The organism is Sphingobium salicis subsp. salicis, assembly GCF_049472635.1.
Classification (GTDB): Bacteria; Pseudomonadota; Alphaproteobacteria; order Sphingomonadales; family Sphingomonadaceae; genus Sphingobium; species Sphingobium yanoikuyae_A.
On record NZ_JAYRCS010000001.1, the window covers coordinates 3,841,619 to 3,866,065 of the forward strand.

At 65.8% G+C, this 24,447-nt stretch carries 27 protein-coding genes; 21 read left to right on the forward strand and 6 right to left on the reverse strand.

The window, feature by feature from the left end:
* The first annotated feature begins 24 nt into the window (after nucleotides 1-24).
* The 3 genes from VHN57_RS18565 to VHN57_RS18575 all read left to right on the forward strand — a co-directional run bounded on the left by VHN57_RS18565 (nucleotide 25) and on the right by VHN57_RS18575 (nucleotide 1,181).
* Entirely contained in the window at nucleotides 25-321 is a 297-nt protein-coding gene (locus VHN57_RS18565) for a hypothetical protein (protein WP_010339876.1), read from the forward strand.
* 107 nt (nucleotides 322-428) lie between these two features.
* Nucleotides 429-728 (forward strand): CtrA inhibitor SciP, encoded by a 300-nt coding sequence (sciP, locus tag VHN57_RS18570; RefSeq protein ID WP_004208844.1) that lies wholly within the window; start codon nucleotides 429-431, stop codon nucleotides 726-728.
* Nucleotides 729-923: 195 nt separating this feature from the next.
* Nucleotides 924-1,181: a GlsB/YeaQ/YmgE family stress response membrane protein gene (locus VHN57_RS18575; protein ID WP_004208845.1), complete on the forward strand. Its 258-nt coding sequence runs from the start codon at nucleotides 924-926 to the stop codon at nucleotides 1,179-1,181.
* Between the two features lie 60 nt (nucleotides 1,182-1,241).
* Here the strand turns inward: VHN57_RS18575 and VHN57_RS18580 are convergent, their stop codons facing one another.
* Nucleotides 1,242-1,490: a GlsB/YeaQ/YmgE family stress response membrane protein gene (locus tag VHN57_RS18580; RefSeq protein ID WP_069336366.1), complete on the reverse strand. Its 249-nt coding sequence runs from the start codon at nucleotides 1,488-1,490 to the stop codon at nucleotides 1,242-1,244.
* A 232-nt stretch (nucleotides 1,491-1,722) separates the two neighbouring features.
* Here VHN57_RS18580 and VHN57_RS18585 point away from each other — a divergent pair, with 232 nt between their 5' ends.
* From VHN57_RS18585 to VHN57_RS18595, 3 genes are all read left to right on the forward strand, one after another.
* Entirely contained in the window at nucleotides 1,723-2,895 is a 1,173-nt protein-coding gene (locus VHN57_RS18585; RefSeq protein ID WP_278987617.1) for an efflux RND transporter periplasmic adaptor subunit, read from the forward strand.
* A 92-nt stretch (nucleotides 2,896-2,987) separates the two neighbouring features.
* Nucleotides 2,988-6,152 (forward strand): efflux RND transporter permease subunit, encoded by a 3,165-nt coding sequence (locus tag VHN57_RS18590; protein WP_278987615.1) that lies wholly within the window; start codon nucleotides 2,988-2,990, stop codon nucleotides 6,150-6,152.
* A gap of 81 nt (nucleotides 6,153-6,233) precedes the next feature.
* Entirely contained in the window at nucleotides 6,234-7,499 is a 1,266-nt protein-coding gene (locus VHN57_RS18595) for a DUF445 domain-containing protein (protein WP_423284844.1), read from the forward strand.
* Between the two features lie 90 nt (nucleotides 7,500-7,589).
* Here VHN57_RS18595 and VHN57_RS18600 read toward each other — a convergent pair whose 3' ends face one another.
* Nucleotides 7,590-8,381 carry a hypothetical protein gene (locus tag VHN57_RS18600; RefSeq protein ID WP_423284847.1) on the reverse strand — a complete coding sequence of 264 codons (792 nt, stop codon included), beginning with the start codon at nucleotides 8,379-8,381 and terminating at the stop codon, nucleotides 7,590-7,592.
* 186 nt (nucleotides 8,382-8,567) lie between these two features.
* On the opposite strand from VHN57_RS18600, the gene VHN57_RS18605 reads away from it, so the two are divergent.
* From VHN57_RS18605 to ribH, 6 genes are all read left to right on the forward strand, one after another.
* A complete protein-coding gene (locus VHN57_RS18605; protein WP_423284850.1) occupies nucleotides 8,568-9,257 on the forward strand; it encodes an energy transducer TonB in 690 nt (229 codons plus the stop codon).
* 51 nt (nucleotides 9,258-9,308) lie between these two features.
* The gene (locus VHN57_RS18610; protein ID WP_278988038.1) at nucleotides 9,309-9,809 is read left to right on the forward strand and encodes a hypothetical protein; all 501 of its coding nucleotides are present in this window, start codon (nucleotides 9,309-9,311) and stop codon (nucleotides 9,807-9,809) included.
* A gap of 35 nt (nucleotides 9,810-9,844) precedes the next feature.
* The gene (gene ribD / locus VHN57_RS18615) at nucleotides 9,845-10,798 is read left to right on the forward strand and encodes a bifunctional diaminohydroxyphosphoribosylaminopyrimidine deaminase/5-amino-6-(5-phosphoribosylamino)uracil reductase RibD (RefSeq protein ID WP_278988043.1); all 954 of its coding nucleotides are present in this window, start codon (nucleotides 9,845-9,847) and stop codon (nucleotides 10,796-10,798) included.
* Nucleotides 10,799-10,834: 36 nt separating this feature from the next.
* Nucleotides 10,835-11,443, forward strand: a complete 609-nt coding sequence (locus VHN57_RS18620) for a riboflavin synthase (protein WP_017501107.1) — start codon at nucleotides 10,835-10,837, stop codon at nucleotides 11,441-11,443.
* Between the two features lie 73 nt (nucleotides 11,444-11,516).
* The gene (ribB, locus tag VHN57_RS18625; RefSeq protein WP_423284853.1) at nucleotides 11,517-12,797 is read left to right on the forward strand and encodes a 3,4-dihydroxy-2-butanone-4-phosphate synthase; all 1,281 of its coding nucleotides are present in this window, start codon (nucleotides 11,517-11,519) and stop codon (nucleotides 12,795-12,797) included.
* Between the two features lie 11 nt (nucleotides 12,798-12,808).
* Nucleotides 12,809-13,231: a 6,7-dimethyl-8-ribityllumazine synthase gene (gene ribH, locus VHN57_RS18630; RefSeq protein ID WP_017501105.1), complete on the forward strand. Its 423-nt coding sequence runs from the start codon at nucleotides 12,809-12,811 to the stop codon at nucleotides 13,229-13,231.
* Between the two features lie 75 nt (nucleotides 13,232-13,306).
* Here the strand turns inward: ribH and VHN57_RS18635 are convergent, their stop codons facing one another.
* Nucleotides 13,307-14,398, reverse strand: coding sequence for an alkene reductase (locus VHN57_RS18635; RefSeq protein WP_278987204.1), 1,092 nt, complete (start codon nucleotides 14,396-14,398; stop codon nucleotides 13,307-13,309).
* Between the two features lie 68 nt (nucleotides 14,399-14,466).
* Between VHN57_RS18635 and VHN57_RS18640 the strand changes: the two genes are divergently transcribed.
* From VHN57_RS18640 to VHN57_RS18670, 7 genes are all read left to right on the forward strand, one after another.
* Nucleotides 14,467-15,348, forward strand: coding sequence for a DMT family transporter (locus VHN57_RS18640; RefSeq protein ID WP_278987202.1), 882 nt, complete (start codon nucleotides 14,467-14,469; stop codon nucleotides 15,346-15,348).
* Between the two features lie 9 nt (nucleotides 15,349-15,357).
* Nucleotides 15,358-16,023 carry a COQ9 family protein gene (locus VHN57_RS18645; RefSeq protein ID WP_097384724.1) on the forward strand — a complete coding sequence of 222 codons (666 nt, stop codon included), beginning with the start codon at nucleotides 15,358-15,360 and terminating at the stop codon, nucleotides 16,021-16,023.
* A gap of 75 nt (nucleotides 16,024-16,098) precedes the next feature.
* Nucleotides 16,099-16,356 (forward strand): FeoA family protein, encoded by a 258-nt coding sequence (locus VHN57_RS18650; RefSeq protein ID WP_037521316.1) that lies wholly within the window; start codon nucleotides 16,099-16,101, stop codon nucleotides 16,354-16,356.
* On the forward strand, nucleotides 16,353-18,209 hold the full coding sequence (feoB, locus tag VHN57_RS18655; RefSeq protein WP_278987201.1) for a ferrous iron transporter B: 1,857 nt from the start codon (nucleotides 16,353-16,355) through the stop codon (nucleotides 18,207-18,209). Before VHN57_RS18650 ends, feoB begins: the two co-directional genes overlap by 4 nt.
* A gap of 89 nt (nucleotides 18,210-18,298) precedes the next feature.
* On the forward strand, nucleotides 18,299-18,925 hold the full coding sequence (gene ssb / locus VHN57_RS18660) for a single-stranded DNA-binding protein (protein WP_048938122.1): 627 nt from the start codon (nucleotides 18,299-18,301) through the stop codon (nucleotides 18,923-18,925).
* A 29-nt stretch (nucleotides 18,926-18,954) separates the two neighbouring features.
* On the forward strand, nucleotides 18,955-19,908 hold the full coding sequence (locus VHN57_RS18665) for an NAD-dependent epimerase/dehydratase family protein (RefSeq protein ID WP_278987199.1): 954 nt from the start codon (nucleotides 18,955-18,957) through the stop codon (nucleotides 19,906-19,908).
* Between the two features lie 162 nt (nucleotides 19,909-20,070).
* Nucleotides 20,071-20,202: a hypothetical protein gene (locus VHN57_RS18670; protein WP_268746431.1), complete on the forward strand. Its 132-nt coding sequence runs from the start codon at nucleotides 20,071-20,073 to the stop codon at nucleotides 20,200-20,202.
* A gap of 47 nt (nucleotides 20,203-20,249) precedes the next feature.
* Here VHN57_RS18670 and VHN57_RS18675 read toward each other — a convergent pair whose 3' ends face one another.
* The 3 genes from VHN57_RS18675 to VHN57_RS18685 form a co-directional block, all read right to left on the reverse strand.
* Nucleotides 20,250-21,128, reverse strand: coding sequence for a UTP--glucose-1-phosphate uridylyltransferase (locus VHN57_RS18675; protein ID WP_010338699.1), 879 nt, complete (start codon nucleotides 21,126-21,128; stop codon nucleotides 20,250-20,252).
* Nucleotides 21,129-21,217: 89 nt separating this feature from the next.
* Entirely contained in the window at nucleotides 21,218-21,697 is a 480-nt protein-coding gene (locus tag VHN57_RS18680) for a hypothetical protein (RefSeq protein ID WP_159367291.1), read from the reverse strand.
* A gap of 158 nt (nucleotides 21,698-21,855) precedes the next feature.
* Nucleotides 21,856-22,029, reverse strand: a complete 174-nt coding sequence (locus VHN57_RS18685) for a DUF1674 domain-containing protein (RefSeq protein ID WP_010338697.1) — start codon at nucleotides 22,027-22,029, stop codon at nucleotides 21,856-21,858.
* Between the two features lie 108 nt (nucleotides 22,030-22,137).
* Here VHN57_RS18685 and htpX point away from each other — a divergent pair, with 108 nt between their 5' ends.
* Nucleotides 22,138-23,076: a zinc metalloprotease HtpX gene (gene htpX, locus VHN57_RS18690; RefSeq protein WP_423286059.1), complete on the forward strand. Its 939-nt coding sequence runs from the start codon at nucleotides 22,138-22,140 to the stop codon at nucleotides 23,074-23,076.
* Nucleotides 23,077-23,115: 39 nt separating this feature from the next.
* The gene (locus tag VHN57_RS18695; RefSeq protein ID WP_278986266.1) at nucleotides 23,116-24,426 is read left to right on the forward strand and encodes an RsmB/NOP family class I SAM-dependent RNA methyltransferase; all 1,311 of its coding nucleotides are present in this window, start codon (nucleotides 23,116-23,118) and stop codon (nucleotides 24,424-24,426) included.
* Nucleotides 24,427-24,447 lie beyond the last annotated feature (21 nt).

Consider the following 24,447-nt stretch of genomic DNA (forward strand, 5'->3'; position numbering starts at 1 on the left):
GATTAGCCCGGTAGAAGGCTGGTCATGGATCTGAGTTTTCTCCGGACAGGCGGGCTGAAACCCGCTCTGACAAGGCCGACAGGCCGGGCACGCGTCCCGGCCTGGCCTTTCCTGCGGGCAGCTTCGGCTGCGGCGCAGGCGGCCAGTCCCACGGCCCTGGCGGTCGCGGGCGTCCTGCGGGGGCAGGACGGGATGGAGGATTGGATTCAGGAACTGGCCGAGATTTTCGCGCCACGTTCCGACGGCAAGATCGAAGCCGTTCGTCTCGCAGGAAGCTTTAACCCGCTGATCGCGAGCCATTTAGGGGTGGGGCAAGGATGATGAAGCCTGTGTTTACCTTGGGGCTTTAGCCGATCTTCAGGGCTGATGTGACAACGAGGTTTCGCTGCTGAATTCGGCAACGCCAATGCCGCTAATTGAGGGTAAAGATGATAGAGAACCAGAAAATCAGGCCTGCACAGGTCGTAGGACCGCTCGGCGAACCCCTGACGCTGGAAAATCTGCCGCCCGTGAACACCACCCGCTGGGTCGTGCGTCGCAAGGCGGAGGTCGTCGCTGCCGTCAATGGGGGCCTGCTGACCGTGGACGAGGCCTGCGCCCGCTACAGCCTGACGCTGGAAGAATTTGCCAGCTGGCAGCGGGCGGTGGACCGTTCGGGCATGCATGGCCTGCGCGTGACGCGCATCCAATATTATAAGTCACTCTACGAGCGACAGCAGAAATATTGAAGGATCGGGTGCCGCCGACGGGCGGGCACAGAGACGAATGATGCGGGGGCCGCCGGACAGACCGTCCGGCGGCCCCTTTCGCGTTACGGGTCGGGGATGGTTTCCAAGGCGGAATCATTTTCTGCGGGAACGCGAAGTCATGTTCCGGGTTGAATAGCCAGCAAACCCGTTGGGGGTGTGGTCAAGGAGAGTAACATGGGCATCATCTTGTGGCTTATCGTCGGCGGCATCATTGGCTGGCTCGCCAGCATGATCATGCGCACCGATGCGCAGCAGGGCATCCTGCTGAACATCGTCGTCGGCATCGTCGGCGCCTTCATCGGCGGCCTGATCTTCAGTGGCGGCTCGATCAACAATGCCGGACTGACGCTCTACAGCTTCCTCGTTTCGCTGCTGGGCGCAGTCATCCTGCTGGCGATCGTCAACCTGGTACGGCGTGGATCGGTCCGCTAACGACCGGACATTCCATATCAAAGGCCGTGTCCTTCCCAGGGAGGACGCGGCCTTTTTGCGTCAGCGCCGGACGCTGAACCAGCGATAGAGCGCCAGAACCGCGATCGCACCCAGCACGGCGGCGATGAAGCTGGCACGCTGACCCGGTGCATAAAAGCCCATGATCTGCCCGACAAAGGCCGCCAGCAAGGCCCCGGCCATGCCCAACAGGATGGTGACGACGCAGCCCCCCGGATCGCGCCCCGGCATGACCAGACGCGCCAATGCCCCCGCGAGCAGGCCCGTCATGATCCATCCCAGCAATTCCATGGCGCGTATCCTCTTGCACTGTCCAACCCGCCCCAAGGCGCGGCATAGCGACATAGTCCGATCCCTTTGGCAAGAGACGCACGAGGCGGAAGAGCCCGCCAGGCCCTTCGCAAGGGCACAATTGGCTTTGCGAAGGCCCGTCCAAGCGTGATATTGGGGCTTGAGGGCGGTGATATATTCATATAACACAGTTCCGAGTTTGGGCGGAACCCGCCGGAGAGATGGAAACGGCATGAATTACGAAACTACGCTGACGGGCGAATCGTCCGCGATCCTGATCGATGACGAAGACCGGATTCGCCGTCGCCGGCGTCTGCTGATCATCGGTGGCGTTGTTGCCGTTGTGCTGGTGGCGGCGGCTGCCGCGCTGTCGATGCGTGGCAAGGATGCCGCCGCGCCCGACGCGGCACCGCAGGCGCCGGTCGTGACCGTGCTGACCCCCGGCCAGACGATGGTCGCCCGCACCGTGAGCAGCACCGGATCGCTGGCCGCCCGTGTCGACATGCCGGTCGGCGTGGTCGGCGAAGGCGGCATGGTGACGCGCGTGCTGGTGCAACCAGGCGATTGGGTCCGCGCCGGTCAGGTGCTGGCCACCGTCGAACGGTCGGTCCAGAGCGAGCAGGTCAATTCGCTGGCCGCCCAGGTCGAGGTGCAGCGCGCCAATGCCAAGCTGGCCCAGGCCCAGTTGGAACGCGCCAAGGCGCTGGTCGGCCGCGGCTTCATCAGCGCCGCCGACATCGACCAGCGCACCGCCACCCGCGATCAGGCCGTCGCCCAGGTCCGTGTGGCCGAAGCGCAACTGGCCGAGCAGCGCGCCCGTACTGGCCGGCTGGACATCCGCGCCCCGGCATCGGGCCTGGTGCTGACCCGCACGGTCGAACCCGGCCAGATCGTCCAGGCCGGCGGCGGCACATTGTTCCGCATGGCCAAGGATGGCGAGATGGAAATGCAGGCACAGGTGGCCGAAGCCGATCTGGCAACGCTGCGCGCCGGCAACAGCGCGACCGTGACCCCGGTCGGTAGCAACCAGCATTTCAGCGGCCGCGTCTGGCAAGTATCGCCGGTCGTCGACCCGCAGACCCGCCAGGGCATCGCCCGCATCGCAGTCGCCTATAATGACGCGATCCGCCCCGGCGGTTTCGCGTCGGCGACGATCACCAGCGGTTCGGGCAATGCCCCGCTGCTGCCGGAATCGGCGGTGCAGAGCGACGCCAAGGGCAGCTATGTCTATATCGTCAACGGCAAGAACCAAGTCGAACGGCGCGACGTGAAGGTGGGCCAGGTGTCCGACACGGGCGTCGCCATCACCAGCGGCATCACCGGCGCCGAGCGCATCGTGACGTCGGCCGGCGCCTTCCTGACCGTGGGGCAGAAGGTGAAGCCGGAAGCGCTCAAGGCGCGCTGACGCAATGGTCCCGGCCGGGTCACCATGCCCGGACCGGCAGGACTGACTATATTGGAAGCGGGCGCGGTGGCGTCCGGTGAGGGAAGCCCGTCATGAGTTTTCGCAATATCTCCGCATGGGCGATCCGCAATCCGGTGCCGCCGCTGGTCCTGTTCGCCGCGCTGATGCTGGCCGGTGTAGTCAGCTTCCTGCGGATGGACATCAACCAGAATCCCGACATCAGCTTTCCCATGGTCAGCGTCACCGTGTCCCAACCGGGCGCCGCGCCGACCGAACTGGAAACCCAGGTGACCCAGCGGGTCGAGGCCGCCGTGCGCGGCATCAGCGGGGTCGAGGACATCACCTCCTTCGCATCCGAAGGCCAGTCGCTGACCAATGTCCAATTCAAGATCGGCACGCCGGTCGATCGCGCAGTCAATGACGTCAAGAATGCCGTCGACCAGATTCGCAGCGACCTGCCCGACGGCATCCTGGAACCACAGGTCCAGCGCATCGACGTGGATGGCGGCCCGATCGCCTATTTCAGCGCCGAAGCGACCGACATGACGCTGGAGGAACTGTCCTGGTATGTCGACAATACGGTCGCCAAGCGATTGCTGTCGGTCAGCGGCATGGCAGCGGTGCGGCGCGGCGGCGGCGTCAGCCGCGAAATCCGTGTCATTCTGGATCCTGCTCGCCTGCAGGCCTATGGCGTCACTGCGGCGCAGGTGAATGCACAGCTGAGCCAGGTCAATATCAACGCGGCCGGCGGCCGCACCGAGATTGCCGGCGCCGAACAGTCGATCCGCGTGCTGGGCAATGCCCGCAACGCCCATGATCTGGGCCAGACCCAGATCGCCATTTCCGGCGGTCGCACGGTCAAGCTGGCCGATATTGCCGATGTTCGCGACATGTATGCCGAACAGCGCAGCCTGGCCCTGATGAACGGCCGGCAGGTGACCAGCTTCAGCCTGGAAAAGGCCAAGGGATCGTCCGACGTCACCGTCTATGATGATGCCATGAAGGTGCTGGACAAGCTGAAGAAGGAAAATCCCAAGGTCCAGTTCAAGCAGCTCTATTCGAGCGTCGAATATACACGCGGCCAGTACCACAGCGCCATGTCCGCGATGATCGAGGGCGCGGTGCTGGCAGTCGTCATCGTCTTCCTGTTCCTGCGCGACTGGCGCGCGACGATGATCTCTGCCCTCGCCATCCCGCTGTCGGCGATCCCGTCCTTCTGGTTCATGGACATGCTGGGCTTCACCTTGAACGGCATTTCGCTGCTGGCATTGAGCCTGGTGGCGGGCGTGCTGGTCGACGACGCGATCGTGGAGATCGAGAATATCGTGCGCCACATGCGCATGGGCAAATCGGCCTATCAGGCGTCGATCGACGCAGCCGACGAAATCGGCCTGGCCGTGCTGGCGACCACCATGGCGATCGTCGCGGTGTTCCTTCCGGTCGCACTGATGCCGGGCATTTCGGGCCAGTTCTTCATCCAGTTCGGCATGACCGTGGTCGTGTCGGTGCTGATGAGCCTGGCCGTGGCGCGCCTGATCACGCCGATGATCGCCGCCTATTTCCTGAAGGCCCATGGCGAGGCAAGCCATGGCGAAGGCTGGCTGATGGACCGCTATATGAGCGTGCTCCACTGGTCGCTGGACCAGCGCAGGGCGAAGGCGCGGCGCGCGCGCGGCGGTTTCCGCAACCGCTTCGTCGCCTTCTTCGTCGACCATCGCGTGTGGACGCTGGGCATCGGCATGCTCGCCTTCGTGGCGACCCTGTTCGCTTTTGGCACTTTGCCCATGACCTTTCAGCCGACGATCAACACTGATTTCAGCCAGGTGAAGATCGAGACCGTGCCGGGCAGCACGCTGGAGCAGACCACCGCCATCACCCGCAAGGTTGCCGACATGCTGGCCGCCGACACGGATGTGGTCGAGGCCGCCTTTGCCGATATCGAGCCGACCAGCGCCGACATCTTCCTGACTCTCAAGAAGACCCGGCCGATGTCATCGGTGGATTGGGAACGCAAGATCGCACCCAAGTTCCAGACGATCGCCGACGCACGGGTCAATTTCCAGTCGCAGTCGGGTGGTGGCTTCGGCCGCGACATCATCATGATGTATGGTTCGGACGATCCGGAGCTGCTGGAAAAGACTGCCAATCAGCTGGTGCATGAAATGGCCGGCATCCGCGAACTGCGCGCGCCGCGCGTGCAGGGCGACATGCAGCGGCCCGAGATCATCATCAAGCCGCGCCTGGACCTCGCCGCCAGCATGGGCGTGACGACCGCTGCGCTCAGCCAGTCGATCCGCATCGCGACGATCGGCGACATCGACCAGAATGTCGCCAAATTCTCGCTGTCCGATCGCCAGATCCCGATCCGCGTCGCCCTGGCCGAGGATAGCCGCAAGGATATCGCCACGATCGAGAATATGCCGGTGCCGACGGTGTCGGGCGGTTCCGTGCCGCTCAAGGTAGTAGCCGACATCAGCTTTGGCGCAGGCCCGACGCAGATCCGCCGCTATAACCAGATCCGCCGCGTCGTTGTCGGCGCGGATCTGGCGCCCGGCATCGTCACCAGCCAGGCCAATCAGAAGATCAACGAACTGCCGACGATGAAGGCCATCAAGGAAGGCCGCATCCAGGGCGTGCAGAAGATCGAGGCAGGCGACAGCAAGTTCCAGGCGGAAATGCTGACCAACTTCGTGATCGCCGTCTTCTCCGGCATCATGCTGGTGCTGGCGGTGCTGGTGCTGCTCTACAAGCGGATCATGCCGCCCTTCGTGAATCTGGGGTCGCTGCTGCTGGCGCCGCTGGGCGGGGCGATCGCGCTGCACATTTCCGGCCAGCCCATGTCGCTGCCGGTGTTCATCGGCCTGCTGATGCTGCTGGGCATCGTCGCCAAGAACTCGATCCTGGTGATCGACTTCGCGCTGGAGGAGATGGAGAAGGGCGTGCCCAAGCAGGAGGCGATTCTCGACGCCGGTCACAAGCGTGCGCAGCCGATCGTGATGACCACGGTCGCCATGGTCGCGGGCATGGTGCCGACCGCCCTTTCGCTGTCGGGTGACGCCGCCTGGCGCGCGCCGATGGGCATCACGGTGATCGGCGGCTTGCTGCTGTCGACGGTGCTGACGCTGGTGATCGTGCCGGCCGTGTTCAGCCTGGCGCTGGGCGTCGAGCAATGGGCCGGGCCGCGGCTGAGCCGCCGCTTCCTGACCCACAAGTCGCATGATGGCCATGCGGGCAGCCATGCCCAGCCGGCGGAATAAGGAGCCGGGATCGCGCGAGCAGCCCCATGGCAAAATATGGGGCTTGCCTGAACGAAACGGGCGCGTAACCGTTTCACCGTCATGAAGCTGCTGCGCATGCCCCGTTCGCCCCTCGACGCCGCCGCCCATCCCGCGCGGCGCATGCGGCTGGTGGCGACGGGGATGTTGCTGGCGATGGCGGCGATCTTCATAGCGGCGCGCGCCACCGTCCATCTCCACCCCGCGATCGGCTTCGTCCAGGCCTTTGGCGAAGCGGCGATGGTAGGCGGCCTGGCCGACTGGTTCGCGGTCACCGCCCTGTTCCGCCATCCGCTTGGCCTGCCGATCCCGCATACGGCGATCATTCCGCGCAACAAGGACCGGATCGGCGACACGCTGGCGGTGTTCCTGCGCGACAATTTCCTGACCCCGGCCGTCGTCGCGCGGCGGATGCGCGGCATGGACGTGGCCGGTGCGGCCGGTCGCTTCCTCGCCAGCCCGTCCGCCGGCGACGGGCGACTGCGTGTCGGCGCGTCCCGGCTGCTCGCCGACATGCTGGAGGCGCTGGACCAGGAACGGCTGGGCGGGATGGTGAAGGGTGCGATCGGCCAGCGGCTGCGCGCGATCAATGTCGGCCCGCTGGTGGGGCAAGCAATTGAGGCGGCGATGCGCGACGGCCGCCATGCGCCGGTGATGGATGGCATCATCCAGTGGGCAGACAGGGCGCTGGAGGCGAACGACCATCTGATCCGCCAGATGGTGCATGAGCGCGCGGGCACGGTGCTGCGCTGGACCGGCCTGGACGAGAACCTGGCCAATGCCATCGTCAACGGCCTGCGCAAGTTGCTGGCGGACATGGCCGCCGATCCCGGTCACAGCCTGCGCCTCAAGGCCGAGGAAGGCATGGCCAAACTCGCCTTCGACCTGCAGTTCGACATCGAGATGCAGGCGAAGGCGGCCAAGATCCGCGACGAGATACTCGACAATCCGGCGATGCAGCGCTGGATCGAGGGGATGTGGGAACAGGCCCGCACCGGCCTGCTGCGTGCGGTGCGCGATCCCGGCAAGGCGATGGCGGGGCGGCTGGGCGAGGCGTTGCAGCAACTGGGCGGCACCCTGCAGGAGGATGCCCGGCTCAAACTGGTGATCAATCGCTTCGTACGGCGCGGCGCGGTCGGGGCCACGGCGACCTATGGCGATTCGATCGTCAAGCTGGTGAGCGAGACGGTCCGCGGATGGGATGCCGGCACGGTCACCAGCCGGCTGGAGAATGCGGTCGGCCGCGACCTGCAATATATCCGCATCAACGGCACGCTGGTCGGCGGGCTGGTTGGCCTAGCGATCCACGCGATCGACACATTCTTCTGAGAAATGGTCGGGGCGCATCGGGCCAAAAACGACGCGCCCCGACCGGAACCGGTCGCACAGAGGAGACGGCTTCCGGTTCCTAGCTGAACATCAGTCTTCGAGACCGCCCTCTCCCCCCGGTGGCGGCGGCGATGGCGGCAACTCGTCGGCGCTCAGTACGCCGTCGCCATTGCGGTCTAGATCATGGAACATGGCGAGCGACGGGGCGGAAAATTCGGCGCGATCGATCACGCCATCCTCATTGCCATCCTCGGGATAGGGCATGGCGCGACCCGGAGGTGGGGGTGGAGCGGTCTCGCCACGCTGGCCGCCCGGTCGCGGGCCGGGTGGCGGACCACCGGGCGGGGGGCCGCCGGCGCCACCGGGGCGGCCGCCAGGGCCATGCCGGCGTTCGCCCTGCCCTTCCTGCCGCGAGGTGCGCTGATGGCCCAGCATCTGCTGCATGGCGTCCGCTGAAATCGCCCCGTCGCCGTCCGAATCCATCGCCGAAAAGCGGCGGTCGAGCCAGGCCTGCATCTCGTCCCGCGTGATCCGGCCATCACCGTCGGCATCGGCAGCCCAGGGCCCATCGGGTCGTGCCCCGCCGTCATGCGGACCTTCCGTCCGCGCAGGCTGATGGCCCAGCATCTGCTGCATGGCGTCCGCTGAAATCGCCCCGTCGCCGTCCGAATCCATCGCCGAAAAGCGGCGGTCGAGCCAGGCCTGCATCTCGTCCCGCGTGATCCGGCCATCACCGTCGGCATCGGCAGCCCAGGGCCCATCGGGTCGTGCCCCGCCGTCATGCGGACCTTCCGTCCGCGCAGACAGATCGGCTGGCTGCTGGGCGAACAGTGGCACCGGCAGCAACAGGGTCGACAATAGCAGCATCGTGGGAAGGCGCATCGGAGTTCCTGGATTTGCGTTGCCCCAGTGTCTCGCATCGCCGCATTGCCCCGATATGTCCCGAGGCAACGCGAATATTTCAGGCGCACCGCATCCATAAAATTGATGTTGCAACATATCATGTTTTGATGTTGTATCATTCCATGGGCGCCAGAGAGTTGGCGCCACGAGAGGAGGGTGCAGTCCATGTATATGACGATGCAACCGACACAGGATGCGACCCGGTCGGGCTATGCCGCGCGGCGCAAATCACCGATCGGGATCGGCGGGGCAGTTGCGGTCCATGCCGTGGTGGTCGGCGCCTTCCTGCTGATGCCCAAGGAGGTCATCGACTGGGTCCGCCCGACACCGCCGATCACCGGCTATCCCGTACCGCTGCCCCCACCGCCTGAACCGGCACCACCAGAACCGACCACCCAGACGGTCCAGACCAACCCGCTGCCGCAAAAGCCGACCACCACCGATCCGATCATACCGATGCCCGTTCCGGCCGGCCCGACGGTCGAAACCGGCCCATCCTCGCCCTTTGACGGCTCCGGAACCGGGACGGTCATCGATCCGCCCCTGCCCCCGCCACATATTCCGGTGCTTGTCGAAGCCAGCATAGCGCCCAATGCGCTGGGGTCCTTTCAGCCCGATTATCCCGGCGCAATGATCCGCCAGGGGCTGGAAGGCAACGTCACCGTGCGCGTCACCATCAGCCCGGAAGGGCGCGTCAGCGACATCGTCAAGATTTCGGCGACCGACGAGAGTTTCTGGCTCGCGACCCAGAAGCATGCGCTGCGCAAATGGCGCTTCCGCCCGGCGACGCGCGACGGCGTCGCGATGAGCAGCGTCAAGACGCTGACCGTGCGCTTCACCCTGACCGATCGCTGAGCAAAGGACGGGCGGGCATAATCCGCCCGTTCCTTCATGGAGGGATGTTCGATGGATCATTTTGCATCCGCGCCCGCCCTGCCCTATAAGCGCGGCATGGCGATATTTCCCCGTCCCGTTTCTCCCAAGAGCGCCTTTGGTGATTTCTGGAGCTATTTCCGGCAGCAGCGCCAGCATAAATGGCCGCTGCTCGGCGTGTCCGCGGCCTTCACCTATGTGATCGTCTGGGCCTTCATCGTCGACGCAAACACCAACACGATGCCGCCCCGCAACAAGATCATCTATGTTCAGAGCTGGGATGCGAACCGGTCCGACGCGGCGGTGATCCTGCAGCAGAAGATCGACTTCGCCAAGCGCGAGGCGGCGCTCGTCAAGCAGCAGAAGAAGATGCAGGGCTTTGCCGACGCCTTCGGCATCGAATGGCGCGACGAAGAGGCCCGCAACACCGCACGGCGCAAGGAAGCCGTCCGCCAGATCAATGGCTTGCTGGACCAGCGGCTGGCCAAGGCGGAGGCCGAACAGAAGGTCGACGCGGCGACTGCCAAACCCTGATCATGATCACCGACGTCGCCGCTGACCGTCGCTACATGGCGGCGGCGATCGCCCTGTCGGAACGCGGCCGGGGCCTGTCCACGCCCAACCCCAATGTCGGCTGCCTGATCGTGCGCGACGGCCATGTCGTCGGCCGCGGCTGGACCCAGAAGGGCGGCCGCCCCCATGCCGAGGCACAGGCGCTGGACGAGGCGATGGACCGGGCCGAGGGTGCCACCGCCTATGTGACGCTGGAACCCTGTTTTCACCTGAGCCCGCGCGGACCGCGCTGCGCCGACCTGATGGCGCGGGCGGGTATTGCCCGAGTCGTGATTGCGCTGCGCGATCCCGATCCGCGCACCGATGGCCAGGGCGCCGCCTGGCTGCGCGAGCGTGGCGTTGTGGTCGAGATGGGGCTGATGGCGGCCGAGGCCGCCGAGGCGATGCGCGGCTTCGTACTGCGCCAGACGCTGGGGCGCCCGGCAGTGACGCTGAAGCTGGGCCTCTCGCTCGACGGGCGGATCGCGCTGGCCGACGGGTCGAGTCGCTGGATCACCGGGCCGGATGCCCGTGCCCATGCCCATCTGGAGCGGGCGCGGCACGACGCCATATTGGTCGGCGGTGGCACGCTGCGCGTCGATGCGCCGAGTCTGGACGTGCGCCTGCCAGGGCTGGAGGATCGATCGCCCCGCCGGCTGCTGCTGAGCCGTGGCCCGGCGCCCGAAGGCTGGAGCGCGATTGCAGACCCGGCGGATATCGCAACGCTCGACCGGGTCGACCATCTGATGATCGAGGGCGGGGCCGAGGCCGCCGCCGCTTTCCTGCGCGCCGATCTGGTCGACCGACTGCTGCTCTATCGCGCACCGATCCTGATCGGGTCGGGTCTGGCCGGGATCGGCGACATTGGCCTGACCGATCTGGCCGATGCCCATGGGCGCTGGCGCCAGACCGACCAGCGCCGGTTCGGCCCGGACCGGCTGGAGGTTTACGCGCGGACGCGCAGCGCCTAGATCAGCGCAAATTTCTTTCCCAAGGATCTGGGCACCATGTTCACCGGCATCATCACCGACATCGGCACCATCCGCACCCATGAGCAGCGCGGCGACCTGCGGCTGGTCATCGAAAGCGGCTATGACATGGAGACGGTCGCGATCGGCGCATCGATCGCCTGTTCGGGCGCCTGCCTGACGGTGGTGGAAAAGGGGCCGGGCTGGTTCGCGGTCGACCTGTCGGCCGAGACCGTCGCCCGCACCGCGCCGGGCCTGTGGGCACAGGGCGGCAAGCTTAACCTGGAGCGCGCGTTGAAGGTCGGCGACGAACTGGGCGGCCATATCGTCACCGGCCATGTCGATGGCATCGGCCATCTGGTGTCGGCCAGCCGCGAGGGCGATTCGATCCGTCTGGTTATCAGCGCGCCGGCCGAACTGGCCGCCGCGCTGGCCGCCAAGGGGTCGATCACATTGGACGGCATCTCGCTGACCGTGAACAGCGTCGAGGACCAGCCCGACGGCAGCGTGCATTTCGGCCTCAACATCATCCCGCACACCGCGATCGCCACCACGCTGGACAGCCTGCCCGACGGCCGGGCGTTCAATCTGGAGATCGATGTGCTGGCTCGTTATCTCGACCGGATGCAGAGCCTCCGCAGCAAATGATGTGATTTCACCCTTGAAGAAATCACATTGCAGTGTGATATAACCCTCATACCCGATCCGGGAAGGAGTGTTTATGTCGTCCTCGCTCATCGATTCCGTCCGCGCCCTCGTCACCGATGGCGGCATGTCCCGATCGGGCCTGGCGCGCGCCGCCGGACTGCACGCCAACAGCCTGCGCAAGCTGGGCGAAGGCGACTGGAACCCGACGGCCGAGACGCTGGGCAAGCTGGAAGCCTATCTGCTCAAGCGCGAGGGCGGCACCGCACTTGCCAGCCCCGAGGAAATCATCAACGAGGCCCGCAACGGCCGCATGTTCATCCTGGTCGATGACGAGGATCGCGAAAATGAGGGCGATCTGGTCATCCCTGCCCAGATGGCGACCCCGGACGCGATCAACTTCATGGCCACCCATGGCCGCGGCCTCATCTGCCTGGCGCTGACCAAGGGCCGGGTCGAGGAACTGGGCCTGGACCTGATGAGCCGCAACAACGGCACCCGTCATGAGACCGCCTTCACCGTGTCGATCGAGGCGCGCGAAGGCGTCACCACGGGCATCAGCGCCGCCGACCGCGCCCGTACCGTTTCGGTCGCGATCGATTCCGGCAAGAGCAAGCAGGACATCGTCACACCGGGCCATATCTTCCCGCTGATCGCCAAGGACGGCGGGGTGCTGGTGCGCACCGGCCATACCGAGGCTGCCGTCGACGTTGCCCGCCTGGCCGGCCTCAACCCGTCCGGCGTCATCTGCGAGGTGATGAAGGATGACGGCACGATGGCGCGCCTCGACGACCTCATCCCCTTCGCCGCCAAGCACAAGATGAAGATCGGCACGATCCGCGACCTGATCGCCTACCGCCGCCGCCACGACCATGTGGTCGAGCGCCGCGCCGAAACCGTCTTTGAAAGCAAGTGGGGCGGCGAATGGAAGGCGATCACCTTCTTCAACAAGGCGACCAAGTCGGAACAGCTGGTGCTGCAGAAGGGCAAGGTCGACTCCGACCAGCCGACCCTGGTGCGCATGCATCAGCTGGCCCCGCTGAGCGACATTTTCGGCGGCGAAGGGCCGCGCGGCGACGTGCTGGCCCGGTCGATGGACATCATCGCCAAGGAAGGCGCCGGTGTGGTCGTGCTGCTGCGTGACGGCGAACCCGACATGCTGACCCGGATGATCCAGGCCCATGCCGGCAAGCAGCCCGGCGGCATGGACGAACTGCGCGACTATGGCGTAGGCGCGCAGATCCTGGCGGAACTGGGCGTGCATGACATGATCCTGCTCAGCAACACTCAGCACAGCCTGATCGCCCTTGACGGCTATGACCTGGCCGTGGTTGGGCAGCGTCCGATCGAGCTCTGAAGGATATTCGCATGGCCAAGTTTCTCATCGTCGAAGCCCGCTTCTACGACCATCTCAACGACCTGCTGATCGAAGGCGCAAAGGCTGCGCTGGATGAAGCCGGCCACAAATATGAGGTGGTGACCGTTCCGGGCGCGCTGGAAATCCCCGGCGCGATCGCACTGGCGGCCGAAACCGGCCGCTATGACGGCTTCGTCGCGATCGGCGTGGTGATCCGCGGCGAAACCTATCATTTCGAAGTGGTGTCGAACGAAAGCGCGCGCGGCCTGATGGCACTGAGCATGGACGCGATCGCAATCGGTAACGGCATCCTGACCGTCGAGAATGAGGAGCAGGCCCTGGTCCGCGCCCGTCCCGACCAGAAGGACAAGGGTGGCGAAGCGGCGAAGGCAGCGATCGCCATGTTGGGCCTGCGCGAGCGTTTCGCGATCTGATCCGCGGCCTTTTGGCAGACACAAGGAAGGGCGCGCTCCGCGAGGAACGCGCCCTTCTTCATGGGTGACGAGGGATCAGGCGGCCGCCTTTTCCTCGGCAAGAGTCGGGTAATCGGTATAGCCTTCCGCGCCCTGGCTATAGAAGGTCGCCATCTGCGCCTGGGTCAGCGGCGCGCCTTCGCGCAGGCGATCGACCAGATCGGGATTGGCGAGGAAGGGACGGCCAAAGCTGATCGCATCGGCCAGGCCAGAGGCGAGGTCGGCCTGCGCACGATCCAGCCCATAATCGCTGTTGAGGACCAGCGCCCCCTTGAAATGCTGGCGGATCAGCGGCGACAGGCGCGGCACGTCGGTGGCGCCGAAGGTGCCGTCCGGGCCGGGCTCGCGCAGTTCGAGGAAGGCGATGCCGATCTGATTCAGCACCTCGGCAGCGGCGGCAAACAGCGGCTCGGGATTGCTGTCATTGACGCCCTGGGTATCGCCATTGGGCGACAGGCGCACGGACACGCGATCGGCGCCGATCGCATCGACCACCGCCTGCGTCACTTCACGCAGCAGGCGGACGCGATTTTCGATGCTGCCGCCATAGATATCATCGCGGAAATTGCTGTTGTCGCGCAGGAATTGGTCGATCAGATAGCCATTCGCGGCGTGGATCTGGACCCCGTCGAAGCCGGCGGCGATCGCATTGTTGGCCGCCTTCACATAGTCGGCGATGATGCCGGGGATTTCGTCGATCGCCAGTGGACGGGCGACTTCATAGGGCTTCTTGCCCTCATAGGTATGGGCGTCGCCCGGCGTCGCGGTGGCACTGGAGGAAACCGGCTGCTCGCCAGTCACGGCCGAATGGACGGCACGGCCCATATGCCAGAGCTGGGCGACGATCAGCCCGCCCTTGTCATGCACGGTCTGGGTGATCGGCTTCCAGGCGGCAACCTGTTCGTCGGACCAGAGGCCCGGCGCATAGGGCCAGCCCAAACCCTGGTGCGAAATGCCGGTCGCCTCGCTGATGATGAGGCCGGCCGAGGCGCGCTGCGCATAATAATCGACCATGATCGGGGTCGGGACATGATCGCGGGTGGCGCGGCCGCGGGTGAGCGGCGCCATGATGGCGCGGTTGGCGGCGGTATCGGCGCCGAGCTTTATCGGATCGAAAATAGTGGTCATGAAACCTCCCTCATGAACGTTGCAATTTGCAACGGGACTTGATGCAGCAAGCCAGCTAGGGAGCCGCCATGGCCGCTTCAACCCCCATGGCGCATATCGCAACGCCCAAACTCGCTTTTCCAGCGCTGATCCTGGCCAATATCATTCTGGCGCTGGGACCGGTGCTGGTACGGCTGGCCGATGTCGGGCCGGTGGCTGCCGCCTTCTGGCGGCTGGCGATCGCCATGCCCTTCCTGTTCATCCTGGCATTGCCGAAGCTGCGCAAGAGCCGCTTGTCGCGCGGCCAGTGGACGATCGTGATTCTGGCCGGCGTCTGCTTTGCTGCCGATCTGGCTGCCTGGCATCTGGGCATCGGCCATACCAAGGTCGCCAACGCGACGCTGTTCGGCAATATGAGCGCACTGATGCTGCCGCTCTGGGGCCTCATCGTGCTGCGCGAACATGTATCGAAGCTGCAGATCGGCGCGCTGATCCTGGCCGCGATCGGCGCGGCCATATTGATGGGCAGCAGCTATGAGCTGTCGCCTGTCAACCTGAAGGGCGACCTGTTCTGCCTGCTCGCCGGGCTGCTCTACACCACCTATCTTTTGCTGATCCAGGGCGCGCGCAAGCGGCTGGACAGCTGGTCGGTGCTGGCGATCGTCAGTGCGGCCGGGGCCTTGCCGCTGCTGCTCGCCGCCAATGCGATGGGCGAAACGGTGATGCCGCAGGACTGGACGCCGCTCATCATCCTTGCCCTGTCCAGCCAGATCGTCGGCCAGGGGTTGCTCACCTATGCGCTCGGCTGTTTTTCGCCACTGGTGCTGGGGCTCAGCCTGTTGCTGCAACCCGCCGTTGCCGCGCTGGCCGGATGGCTGCTGTTCGGCGAGACATTGAGCGTGACCGACATTGTCGGCGGCGTGGCCGTGGCGGTCGCACTGGTGCTTGTGCGCCTGCCCCGACGGGCCTAGGTTACGACCATGAGCGACCAGACCCAAGACCTGACCCTGGACGAAATCCGCGCGCTGCTAGCGCCGATCCTGCCGCGCCACGCCGCCTTTGACGGCTGGCGGCCCGAAGCGGTGGCGATGGCGGCGGCGGAAAAGAACATCGATGCCGATGTCGCAGCACTGGCCTTCGACGGCGGCGCCATGGGCATGATCGAGGCCTGGTTCGCCAGCATCGACGCCCGGATGCTGGAGGTGCTGCCTCCCGAAAAGCTCGCCGCCATGTCGATCCGCAAGAAGATCAGCGCGCTGATCGAGACCCGCCTGGCCCTGCTGGCGCCCGACCGCGAAGCGCTGCGCCGGGCGCAGGCGATCCTGGCGATGCCGGCCAATGCCGTGCGCGCCGCCAAGCTGGGCTGGCACGCCGCCGATATCATGTGGCGCGCGGCGGGCGACACCGCCACCGACCTCAACCATTATAGCAAGCGGGCAACGCTGGGCAGCATCTATGCTGCGACGCTGCTGACCTTCGTCAATGACGAGAGCGAGGATCATGCCGATAGCCGCGCCTTCCTGGCGCGACGGATCGAGGGGATCATGCGCTTCGAGAAGATGAAGGCCCGGTTCAAGGGCGTGGGCGATGGCGAGCATCTCAGCCTGTCGCGCTTCATCGGCCGGCTGCGCTACCCGGCGGTGTGAAGTTCGGGCTGGCCTTCACCAGACGTAATTGATAGTCAGTCGCAAATCTGATTTCTGGTTAAGAGTCCATCCTCCTTGCGCCTGACCGATCTGCCCCTGCGCCAACCCGCTTTTGTTGAAACCATCGACTGGGAATCGCTGTCGTCCGTGGAAGGACAGCGCCTGCGCGAGTTCGGCCTGTGCGAAGGCGCCAGTGTCGAGGCGCTGCATCATGGCGGCCTGCTGGGTCGTGGACCGCTGGCGGTGAAGATCGGGCGGATGACGGTGGCTATGCGGCGTGCCCATGCCGCCGCCGTGGAGGTCAGTACTGGCCCGCAGGAGGCGCAGGCATGAGCGGCCTTCCCCTTGTCGCGCTGGTCGGCAATCCCAATGCGGGCAAGTCCGCCCTGTTCAACGCGCTGACCGGCGCACGGCAGAAGCTGGGCAATTATCCGGGCGTCACGGTGGAGCGCAAGGCGGGCCGTCTGTCGCTGGCCGACGGCCGGCCGGTTGAACTGGTCGACCTGCCTGGCACCTATAGCCTGTCGCCCGCCAGCCCCGACGAGCAGGTGACGCGCGACTTCGTGCTGGGCAAACAGACCGGCGAGAAGCTGCCCGACGCGCTGGTGATCGTGGTCGACGCGTCGAACCTCGACAATCATCTGCGCTTCGCGCTGGAGCTGATCGCGCTGGGCCTGCCCACCGTGGTCGCGCTCAACATGGTCGACCTCGCCACCCGCGACGGGCTGGAACTGGACGCCAATATCCTGTCGCGCGAACTGGGCGTGCCGGTGGTGTCCACCGTGGCGGTGCGCAAGCGCGGCCTGGATCATCTCAAGACCGAGCTGGAAACGCTGCTCGGCGCGCAGACGGGCATGCTGCGCGCCTCCGCCGGTGAACCGGATTTCGACGCCGTGCGCCGCGAGGCCCGCCGCATCGCCCGCGCCGCGATCGTGCGCGAAACCCCGTCGCGCCGGCTGACGGCGGCGGTCGACCGGGTCGCGCTGCACCCGGTGCTGGGCCTCGCCCTACTGCTGGGCCTGCTATTCGTGATGTTCCAGGCGGTCTTCTCCTGGGCATCGGTGCCCGCCGACATGCTGGAAGGTTGGGTCACGGCGCTGGGCGAGGCGGTGACGAACACTTTGCCGCCCGGCATCATCCACGACTTCCTGCTGCAGGGCGTGGTCGGCGGCGTCGGCGCGGTGATCGTATTCCTGCCGCAGATCCTGATCCTCTTCTTCTTCATCCTGATGCTGGAGGCGACCGGCTATATGGCCCGCGCCGCCTTCCTGATGGACGGCATCATGGCGAAGGTCGGCCTGTCGGGCCGGGCCTTCATCCCGCTCCTCTCCTCTTTCGCCTGCGCCGTGCCGGGCATCATGGCGACGCGCACGATCAGCGATCCCAAGGACCGGCTGACCACCATATTGATTGCGCCGCTGATGACCTGTTCGGCGCGGCTGCCGGTCTATGGCCTGATCATCGCCGCCTTCATCCCGGCGCGCAGCGTGGGGCCGGGCATCGGCCTGCAGGGGCTGGTGCTGTTCCTGCTCTATGTCGCCGGCATCGTCGGTGCCATGCTGGCCGCCTGGGCGCTGCGCCTGACCGTGGCCAAGGGCCGCAGCGGCGGATTCCTGATGGAAATGCCGAAATATCAGTGGCCCCGGCCGCAGGATATCTTGATCGGCCTGTGGCAGCGCGGCGTCATTTTCCTCAAGCGCGCCGGCACCATCATCCTGGCCACCAATATCGTGCTATGGGTGCTCGCCAGCTTCCCCCATGCGCCCGAAGGCGTGAAGCAGAGCGAATATTCGATCGCCGGGCGGATTGCGGGCGGCATCAACGTGCTGGTCGAGCCGATCGGCTTCAACCGCGACATTTCGCTCGCCCTGCTGCCCAGCATGGCGGCACGCGAAGTCGCCGTGTCCGCCATCGCGACCGTCTATGCGATCGATGCCGAGGATGATGCCGAGGCGCTGGAACAAGGGTTGGGCGACCGGCTGGCGGGCCGCTGGAGCCTGGCCACCGCCCTCGCCTTCCTGGCCTGGTTCGTGTTCGCGCCGCAGTGCATTTCGACCATTGCCGTTACCCGGCGCGAGACCAATGGCTGGAAATGGCCATTGTTCATGATCGGCTATCTGTTCGTGCTGGCCTATGCCGCGGCAGGCGTGACATATTGGGCGGCAGTCGCGATGGGACTCGGCTGATCCCAAGCCCCGGACATTTGGCCTAGCTTTGTTCTTTACCGCCAAGGCGAGGCTTCTATAACGGCGCCTTTAGTGCTTTCGGAGGAATCATGGCAGGCTCGGTCAACAAGGTCATTCTCATCGGGAATCTGGGGGCCGACCCGGAAGTGAAGAGCTTCCAGAATGGCGGCAAGATCTGCAACCTGCGGATTGCGACCTCGGAAAGCTGGAAGGACCGCATGTCGGGGGAGCGCAAGGAGCGCACCGAATGGCATAGCGTCGTCATCAATTCCGAAGGCCTGGTCGGCGTCGCCGAACGCTTCCTGCGCAAGGGATCGAAGATCTACATCGAGGGCCAGCTGCGCACTCGCAAGTGGCAGGACAATAACGGCAATGACCGTTACACCACCGAAGTCGCCCTGTCCGGCCCCGGCGCGGTGCTGACCATGCTGGACGGCGCGCCGGGTGGCGGTGGTGGCCAGGGCGGCGGCTATGGCGGTGGTCGCTCGTCGGGCGGCGGCAACCAGGGCGTCAGCGACTGGGGCGCAAGCAGCGGCGGCTTCGGCGGCGGCGATTATGACGATTTCGGCGGCGGCAACAGCGGTGGCGGCTTTGGTGGCGGGCGCTCCTCGGGCGGCGGCAACCAGGGTGGCGGCTTTGGCGGCGGACGCGCCTCGGGCGGCGGTCAGGGCGGCCCGAACTTCGACAACGACCTGGACGACGAAGTTCCCTTCTGATCGGTCCTTTCCACAGGGATTGAACTGACATGCATGTCCTGCTGACCGGATCGTCGGGCTGGCTGGGCCGTTTCCTGGCGCCGATGCTGCGCAAGGCGGGACATGCAGTGACCGGCCTGGACGTCGCGCCGGGCCGGGACACCGACATCATCGGATCGGTCGCCGACCGGGCGCTGGTCGATCGGATCTTTGCCGAACGCGGCATCGAGGCGGTGATCCATGGCGGCGCGCTGCACAAGCCGGACATCGCCCGCTACCCCGCCCAGGCCTTCATCGACGTCAATGTCACCGGCACGCGCAACCTGCTGGAGGCGGCGGTCGCGGCGGGGCATGACCGCTTCGTCATGACATCCACCACGTCGCTGATGATCAGCCAGGCGGTGCGCGACGAGGCCGGCGACGCGGCAGTGTGGCTCGACGAGCAGAGCGGGCCGCTGGAGCCGCGCAACATCTATGGCGTGACCAAGCTGGCGGCCGAGGGGCTGTGCCGGGTGCAGCAACTGGAACGCGGCATCGGCTGCACCATCTTGCGCACTGCCCGCTTCTTCCCGGAAGATGACGACACGGACGCCAGCCTGTCAGGGCAGAATCTGAAGGCCAATGAATTTCTCCATCGCCGGCTAACGGTCGAGGATGCGGCGCGGGCGCATCTGGTCGCGCTGGAACGGACGCCGCCGGCGCGCTGCGAAACCTATCTGGTTTCCGCGCCAACCCCCTTCGTTCGGGAAGAAGCCGTCGAACTGAAACGCGATGCGGCGGCGGTGATCGCGCGGCATTTTCCCGAAGCCGCAGAGCTATATGCCCGGCGCGGCTGGCAACTGCCGGCTTCGATCGGCCGGGTCTATGACGCGCGACTGGCAGAGCGGCAGATGGGTTTTCGCTGCGCGACGGACTTTGCCGCGATCCTGACCGCGCTGGCGAATGATGCGGCGCTGCCGTTCATCCACGACGCCGATTATGTGTCGCCCGCTGTGCAAAGTTGACAGCGAAGCTGACAGTTTGAGCATGATGTTGCGTTACTGATTTGAGCGCGGTCATGCCGATCATTCATTACTTCTAATCACGAATGATGATCGATCCGCTGCATCAGTGTGAGTGAAGAGATGGATGTGACTCTCCGCTCGCGTTATGCGATAATGATTTGCATGAGCAAGATTGAAGCTGCCATCGGTGTGCCAATCCGGCAGTTAGTCCGCCCGTTGCAGCTGGCAATCGGGGGCACCATCACCCTGTCGGGCATCGGGATTCTGCTGGCACAGGCCGTCCGCCTGCTCTGACGGTCAGCAGGGGCGACCAGCGGCCACCCCTGCGGATCGATGATGCCCTAGTTGGCCAGTTCGGCCTTCGCGAAGTCGCGGATATGGGCACCGATATCCTCGCGCTCCAGCGCCAGGGCAAGGTTCGCCTCGATATAGCCGGCCTTGGAACCGCAATCGAAGCGACGGCCGTCGAAGGTGACACCGTGGAACGGCTGCTTGCCGATCAGCGATGCCATGGCATCGGTCAGCTGGATCTCGCCGCCGGCACCCTTTTCCTGGGTTTCCAGGATCTTCATGACGTCGGGCTGCAGGATATAGCGGCCAGGCAGGATGAGGTTGGAGGGGGCGGTGCCAAGCTTGGGCTTTTCCACCAGGCCCTTCACTTCGGTCAGGGCGCCATCGCGGGCACCCGGATCGATCACACCATAGCTGGGCGTCTGGTCCATCGGGATTTCGAGCGCACAGACCAGATTGCCACCGACCTTTTCATAGGCCTCGACCATCTGCTTCATGCAGCCATTGCCTGGCGCCCCCTTCATGAACTCGTCGGGCAGGATGATGGCGAACGGCTCGTCGCCGACGATGTCACGGGCGCACCAGATGGCGTGGCCCAGGCCCAGCGGCTCCTGCTGACGCAGGAACACCGCATCGCCGGGCGCCAGGCGCGTCCCTTCCAGCGCCGACAGATCCTTGCCGCGCTCGCGCTGGGTGATCTCGCATTCGAAGGCGATGTCGAAATAATCCTCGATCGCGCCCTTGCCGCGTCCGGTGACGAAGATCATCTGCTCGATCCCGGCTTCGCGCGCTTCATCCACGGCATATTGGATCAGCGGACGGTCGACCACGGGCAGCAATTCCTTGGGCACCGACTTGGTCGCGGGCAGAAAGCGCGTGCCAAGACCGGCAACAGGAAAGACGGCTTTGCGAATCGGCTTGTTCGACATGGGACTCCGTTCTCGATGGATACCGGTCCGCTGGGGATCGCGAACCGGGAGGAAAAGGTCAAGTGGTGCGACTACTTGTCTTTTATCTGTCAGATATTCAGCAGGCGCTGCGCCACTTGTTCAAGCGCGGCGATTTCTTCGTCCAAATGTTCCAGACTGACGTGCTGAGCATTATTACGTAGGTCGCGACAAAGAAAGCCGTCCGGTGCGGGTTGCTGAAAGCCGCCGATGATCAAGGCGCGAAACCGGTCGATCCGCTGGAGATCGCGTTCGACCTCCGCAATTTCGGTCAGCCCGGCCGCGTTGCGCCTGTCCCGCATGGCGACGGTCGTGCGCAATTCGGTCATCAGCTTCGTCATCGTAGGCCGGGTGCGTGCCCCCACGGTGCGGACATCGCCCATGGTCTCGCGCAACTCGGCCAGCCGTGCTTCCAGACTGTGCTCCAACATCGTCCAAGCACAAACCAATCGCCCGATACCGCACAATAATGCCGCATCTTCCGGCGCATAGGCCGTAACCGGCTTCGTCACCTTGTCGTCCTGCGCCAATTCCGCGCTCACGCCCCGCATACTCCTCATGCCCCTGAATCTGCGCAGACCCAGCCGGAAAGGCCAGAGCAAGGGGTCGCGCTCGCCCGCTAGCCGGGCACGGGCCAGCGGAATATGTGCTGAAACGTCGGCAAGCCGAACAAGTTGCGTTCAGCGCTGGCCGATTAGAAGGCGCCAGATCAGAAATCGATGGCGATGCCCTTGCGCTCCCAGTCGCCATAGCGGACCGGGCTCAGTTCCTCGTCCAGCACCGGTTGCTGGTCGACCGGGTCGGGCTGGGGCACGGGCGGGCTCTTGGAGAGATGCTCGGGCGCCTTCACATGCGCCGGGCGCTTGCCGTTGAAATGTCCCATGTCGGGCCTTTCGATTGCGGAGCGCGCGCGGCAACCCCATATTCAGTAGAAGGCCCGCTATCTGGGCCGCAAAGGAGCGATGTGCAAGTGAGTGGTTTTCGCACGGTGATGCTGTTGTCGGCGCTGACGGCGCTGTTCATGGCGCTGGGCTATACGCTGGGTGGCAGCGGCGGCGCGGTGATCGCCCTGCTGGTGGCGGCGGGGATGAACCTGTTCACCTTCTGGAACGCCGACAAGATCGTGCTGTCCATGCACAATGCGCGCGAGGTGGATGCGCAGAGCGCGCCCGAATTTTACGGCCTGGTCCAGGCGCTGAGCCAGCGCGCCGGCCTGCCGATGCCGCGCGTCCATGTGATCGACCAGGACGCGCCCAACGCCTTTGCCACCGGCCGCAATCCGGAAAATGCCGCCGTGGCGGCGACCACCGGCTTGCTCAACATGCTGACCCGCGACGAGGTGGCAGGCGTGATGGCGCATGAACTGGGCCATGTGAAGAATCGCGACACCCTGATCATGACGATGGTGGCAACCATTGCCGGCGCCATTTCGATGCTGGCCAATTTCGGCCTCTTCTTCCGGGGCGGCGGTAACAATGAAAATGGCCATGGCAACATGATCGCGACCTTGCTGGCGGTGATCGTCGCCCCCTTTGCCGCGATGATCGTGCAGATGGCGATCAGCCGCACCCGCGAATATGGCGCGGACCAGGCCGGCGCGGAGATCAGCGGCAATCCGCGCGCGCTCGCCTCCGCCCTCGCCAAGATTTCCGGCCGGGCCGAGCTGATCCCCAACCCGGTGGCCGAGCGCAATCCCGCCGCCGCGCAGCTCTATATCGTGCCGGTGCATGTGAGCGAGTTGTTCTCCACCCATCCGGCGACCGAGAAGCGCATCGCCGCGCTGGAGGAAATCGCGCAGGATATGGGGCAGAAGGACGGCCCGCCGCCCATGACTATGCCGTCGCAGACTTCGACGCGCGCATCGGCGCTGTCTCCGGTGGCAGCGCCCAAGCCGCGCCGCAGCGCCCTTGACCCGCACGGACGCGACTGAGTTTTTGCGCGCGGAGCGGAAAGCGCGTAGGGGCCGCTGATGTCCCGTCGTCCCAACGCTCGTTCCGGTGCCCCGCGCGCCGATGATGTCCCCGGCCTGCCCGCGCGCCGCGCTGCCCTGAAGCTGCTGGACGCCGTCTTGCGTCGGGGCGACCCGCTGGAAATCGCGCTGCATGGCGCGACCCAGGGGCTGACAGATCGGGCCGACCGCGCACTGGTCCATGCCATCGTCGCCGAGACGTTGCGCCATTTGCCCGATCTCGACGCGCTGATCGACGGCGCGACCAAGCAGCCCCTGCCCGACGATGCCAAGGCGCGCATGGTGCTGCGCATCGCGCTTATCCAGGTGCTGGCGCTGGGCACCGCGCCCCATGCGGCGATCGCCACCGCGCTGCCGCTGGTCGATGGCGGACCGCGCAAGCTGGTCCATGGCGTGTTCGGCACCGTGACCCGCGCCGAGCCGAGCCTGCCCGTGCCGCCCACCCTGCCCGCCGAGGTCGCCGAACGCTGGGCCGGACAATGGGGCGAGGCGATGCCGCTGGCCGCCGCCCATGCCTATGCCGTGCGCCCGCCGGTCGATGTCAGCCTGCGCGATCCGGCCGAGACCGGCAAATGGGTCGAGGCGATGGGCGGCACCAGCTTTGCGCCCGGCCATGTCCGCCTGCCCGAGGGGGCGGTCGTGCCCGAGCTGCCCGGCTTTGCCGAGGGCGCCTGGTGGGTGCAGGATATCGCAGCCTCCTGCCCGGCCCGACTGCTCGGTGCGGGCGAAGGCCGTACCGTGCTGGACCTGTGCGCCGCGCCGGGCGGCAAGACGATGCAACTGGCGGCCGCCGGCTGGACCGTCACCGCGGTCGACCAGTCGAAAAAGCGACTGGAGCGGCTGAGCGAAAATCTGGCGCGCACCGGCCTGTCGGCCGATGTCGTGCAGGCGGATCTGCGCCAATGGGCGCCCGAGGCGCCGGTCGATGCGCTGCTGCTCGATGCGCCCTGCACCGCCACCGGCATCTATCGCCGTCATCCCGACGTTTTGCACCGCATCGGCCCGCGCCAGATCGCGGAACTGGCCGACCTGCAGGGCGAACTGCTGGCCCGCGTCGCCGATTGGGTGAAGCCGGGCGGGACGATCCTCTATGCCACCTGCTCGCTGGAACAGGCCGAAGGCGAGGCGCAGATGGCCCGTTTCCTGGCGGTGCGCCCCGATTTTCAGGTCCGGCCAGTGCAGGCAGGCGAACTGCCCACAGGCATGGCGCCCAGCGCCGACGGCTGGCTGCGCACCCTGCCCGACACGCTGGCGGAGCAGGGCGGCACCGACGGCTTTTTCGTTGCAAGGATCGTGCGCATCGGGAACTAAGGCTTAACCATGAGGGGCTTA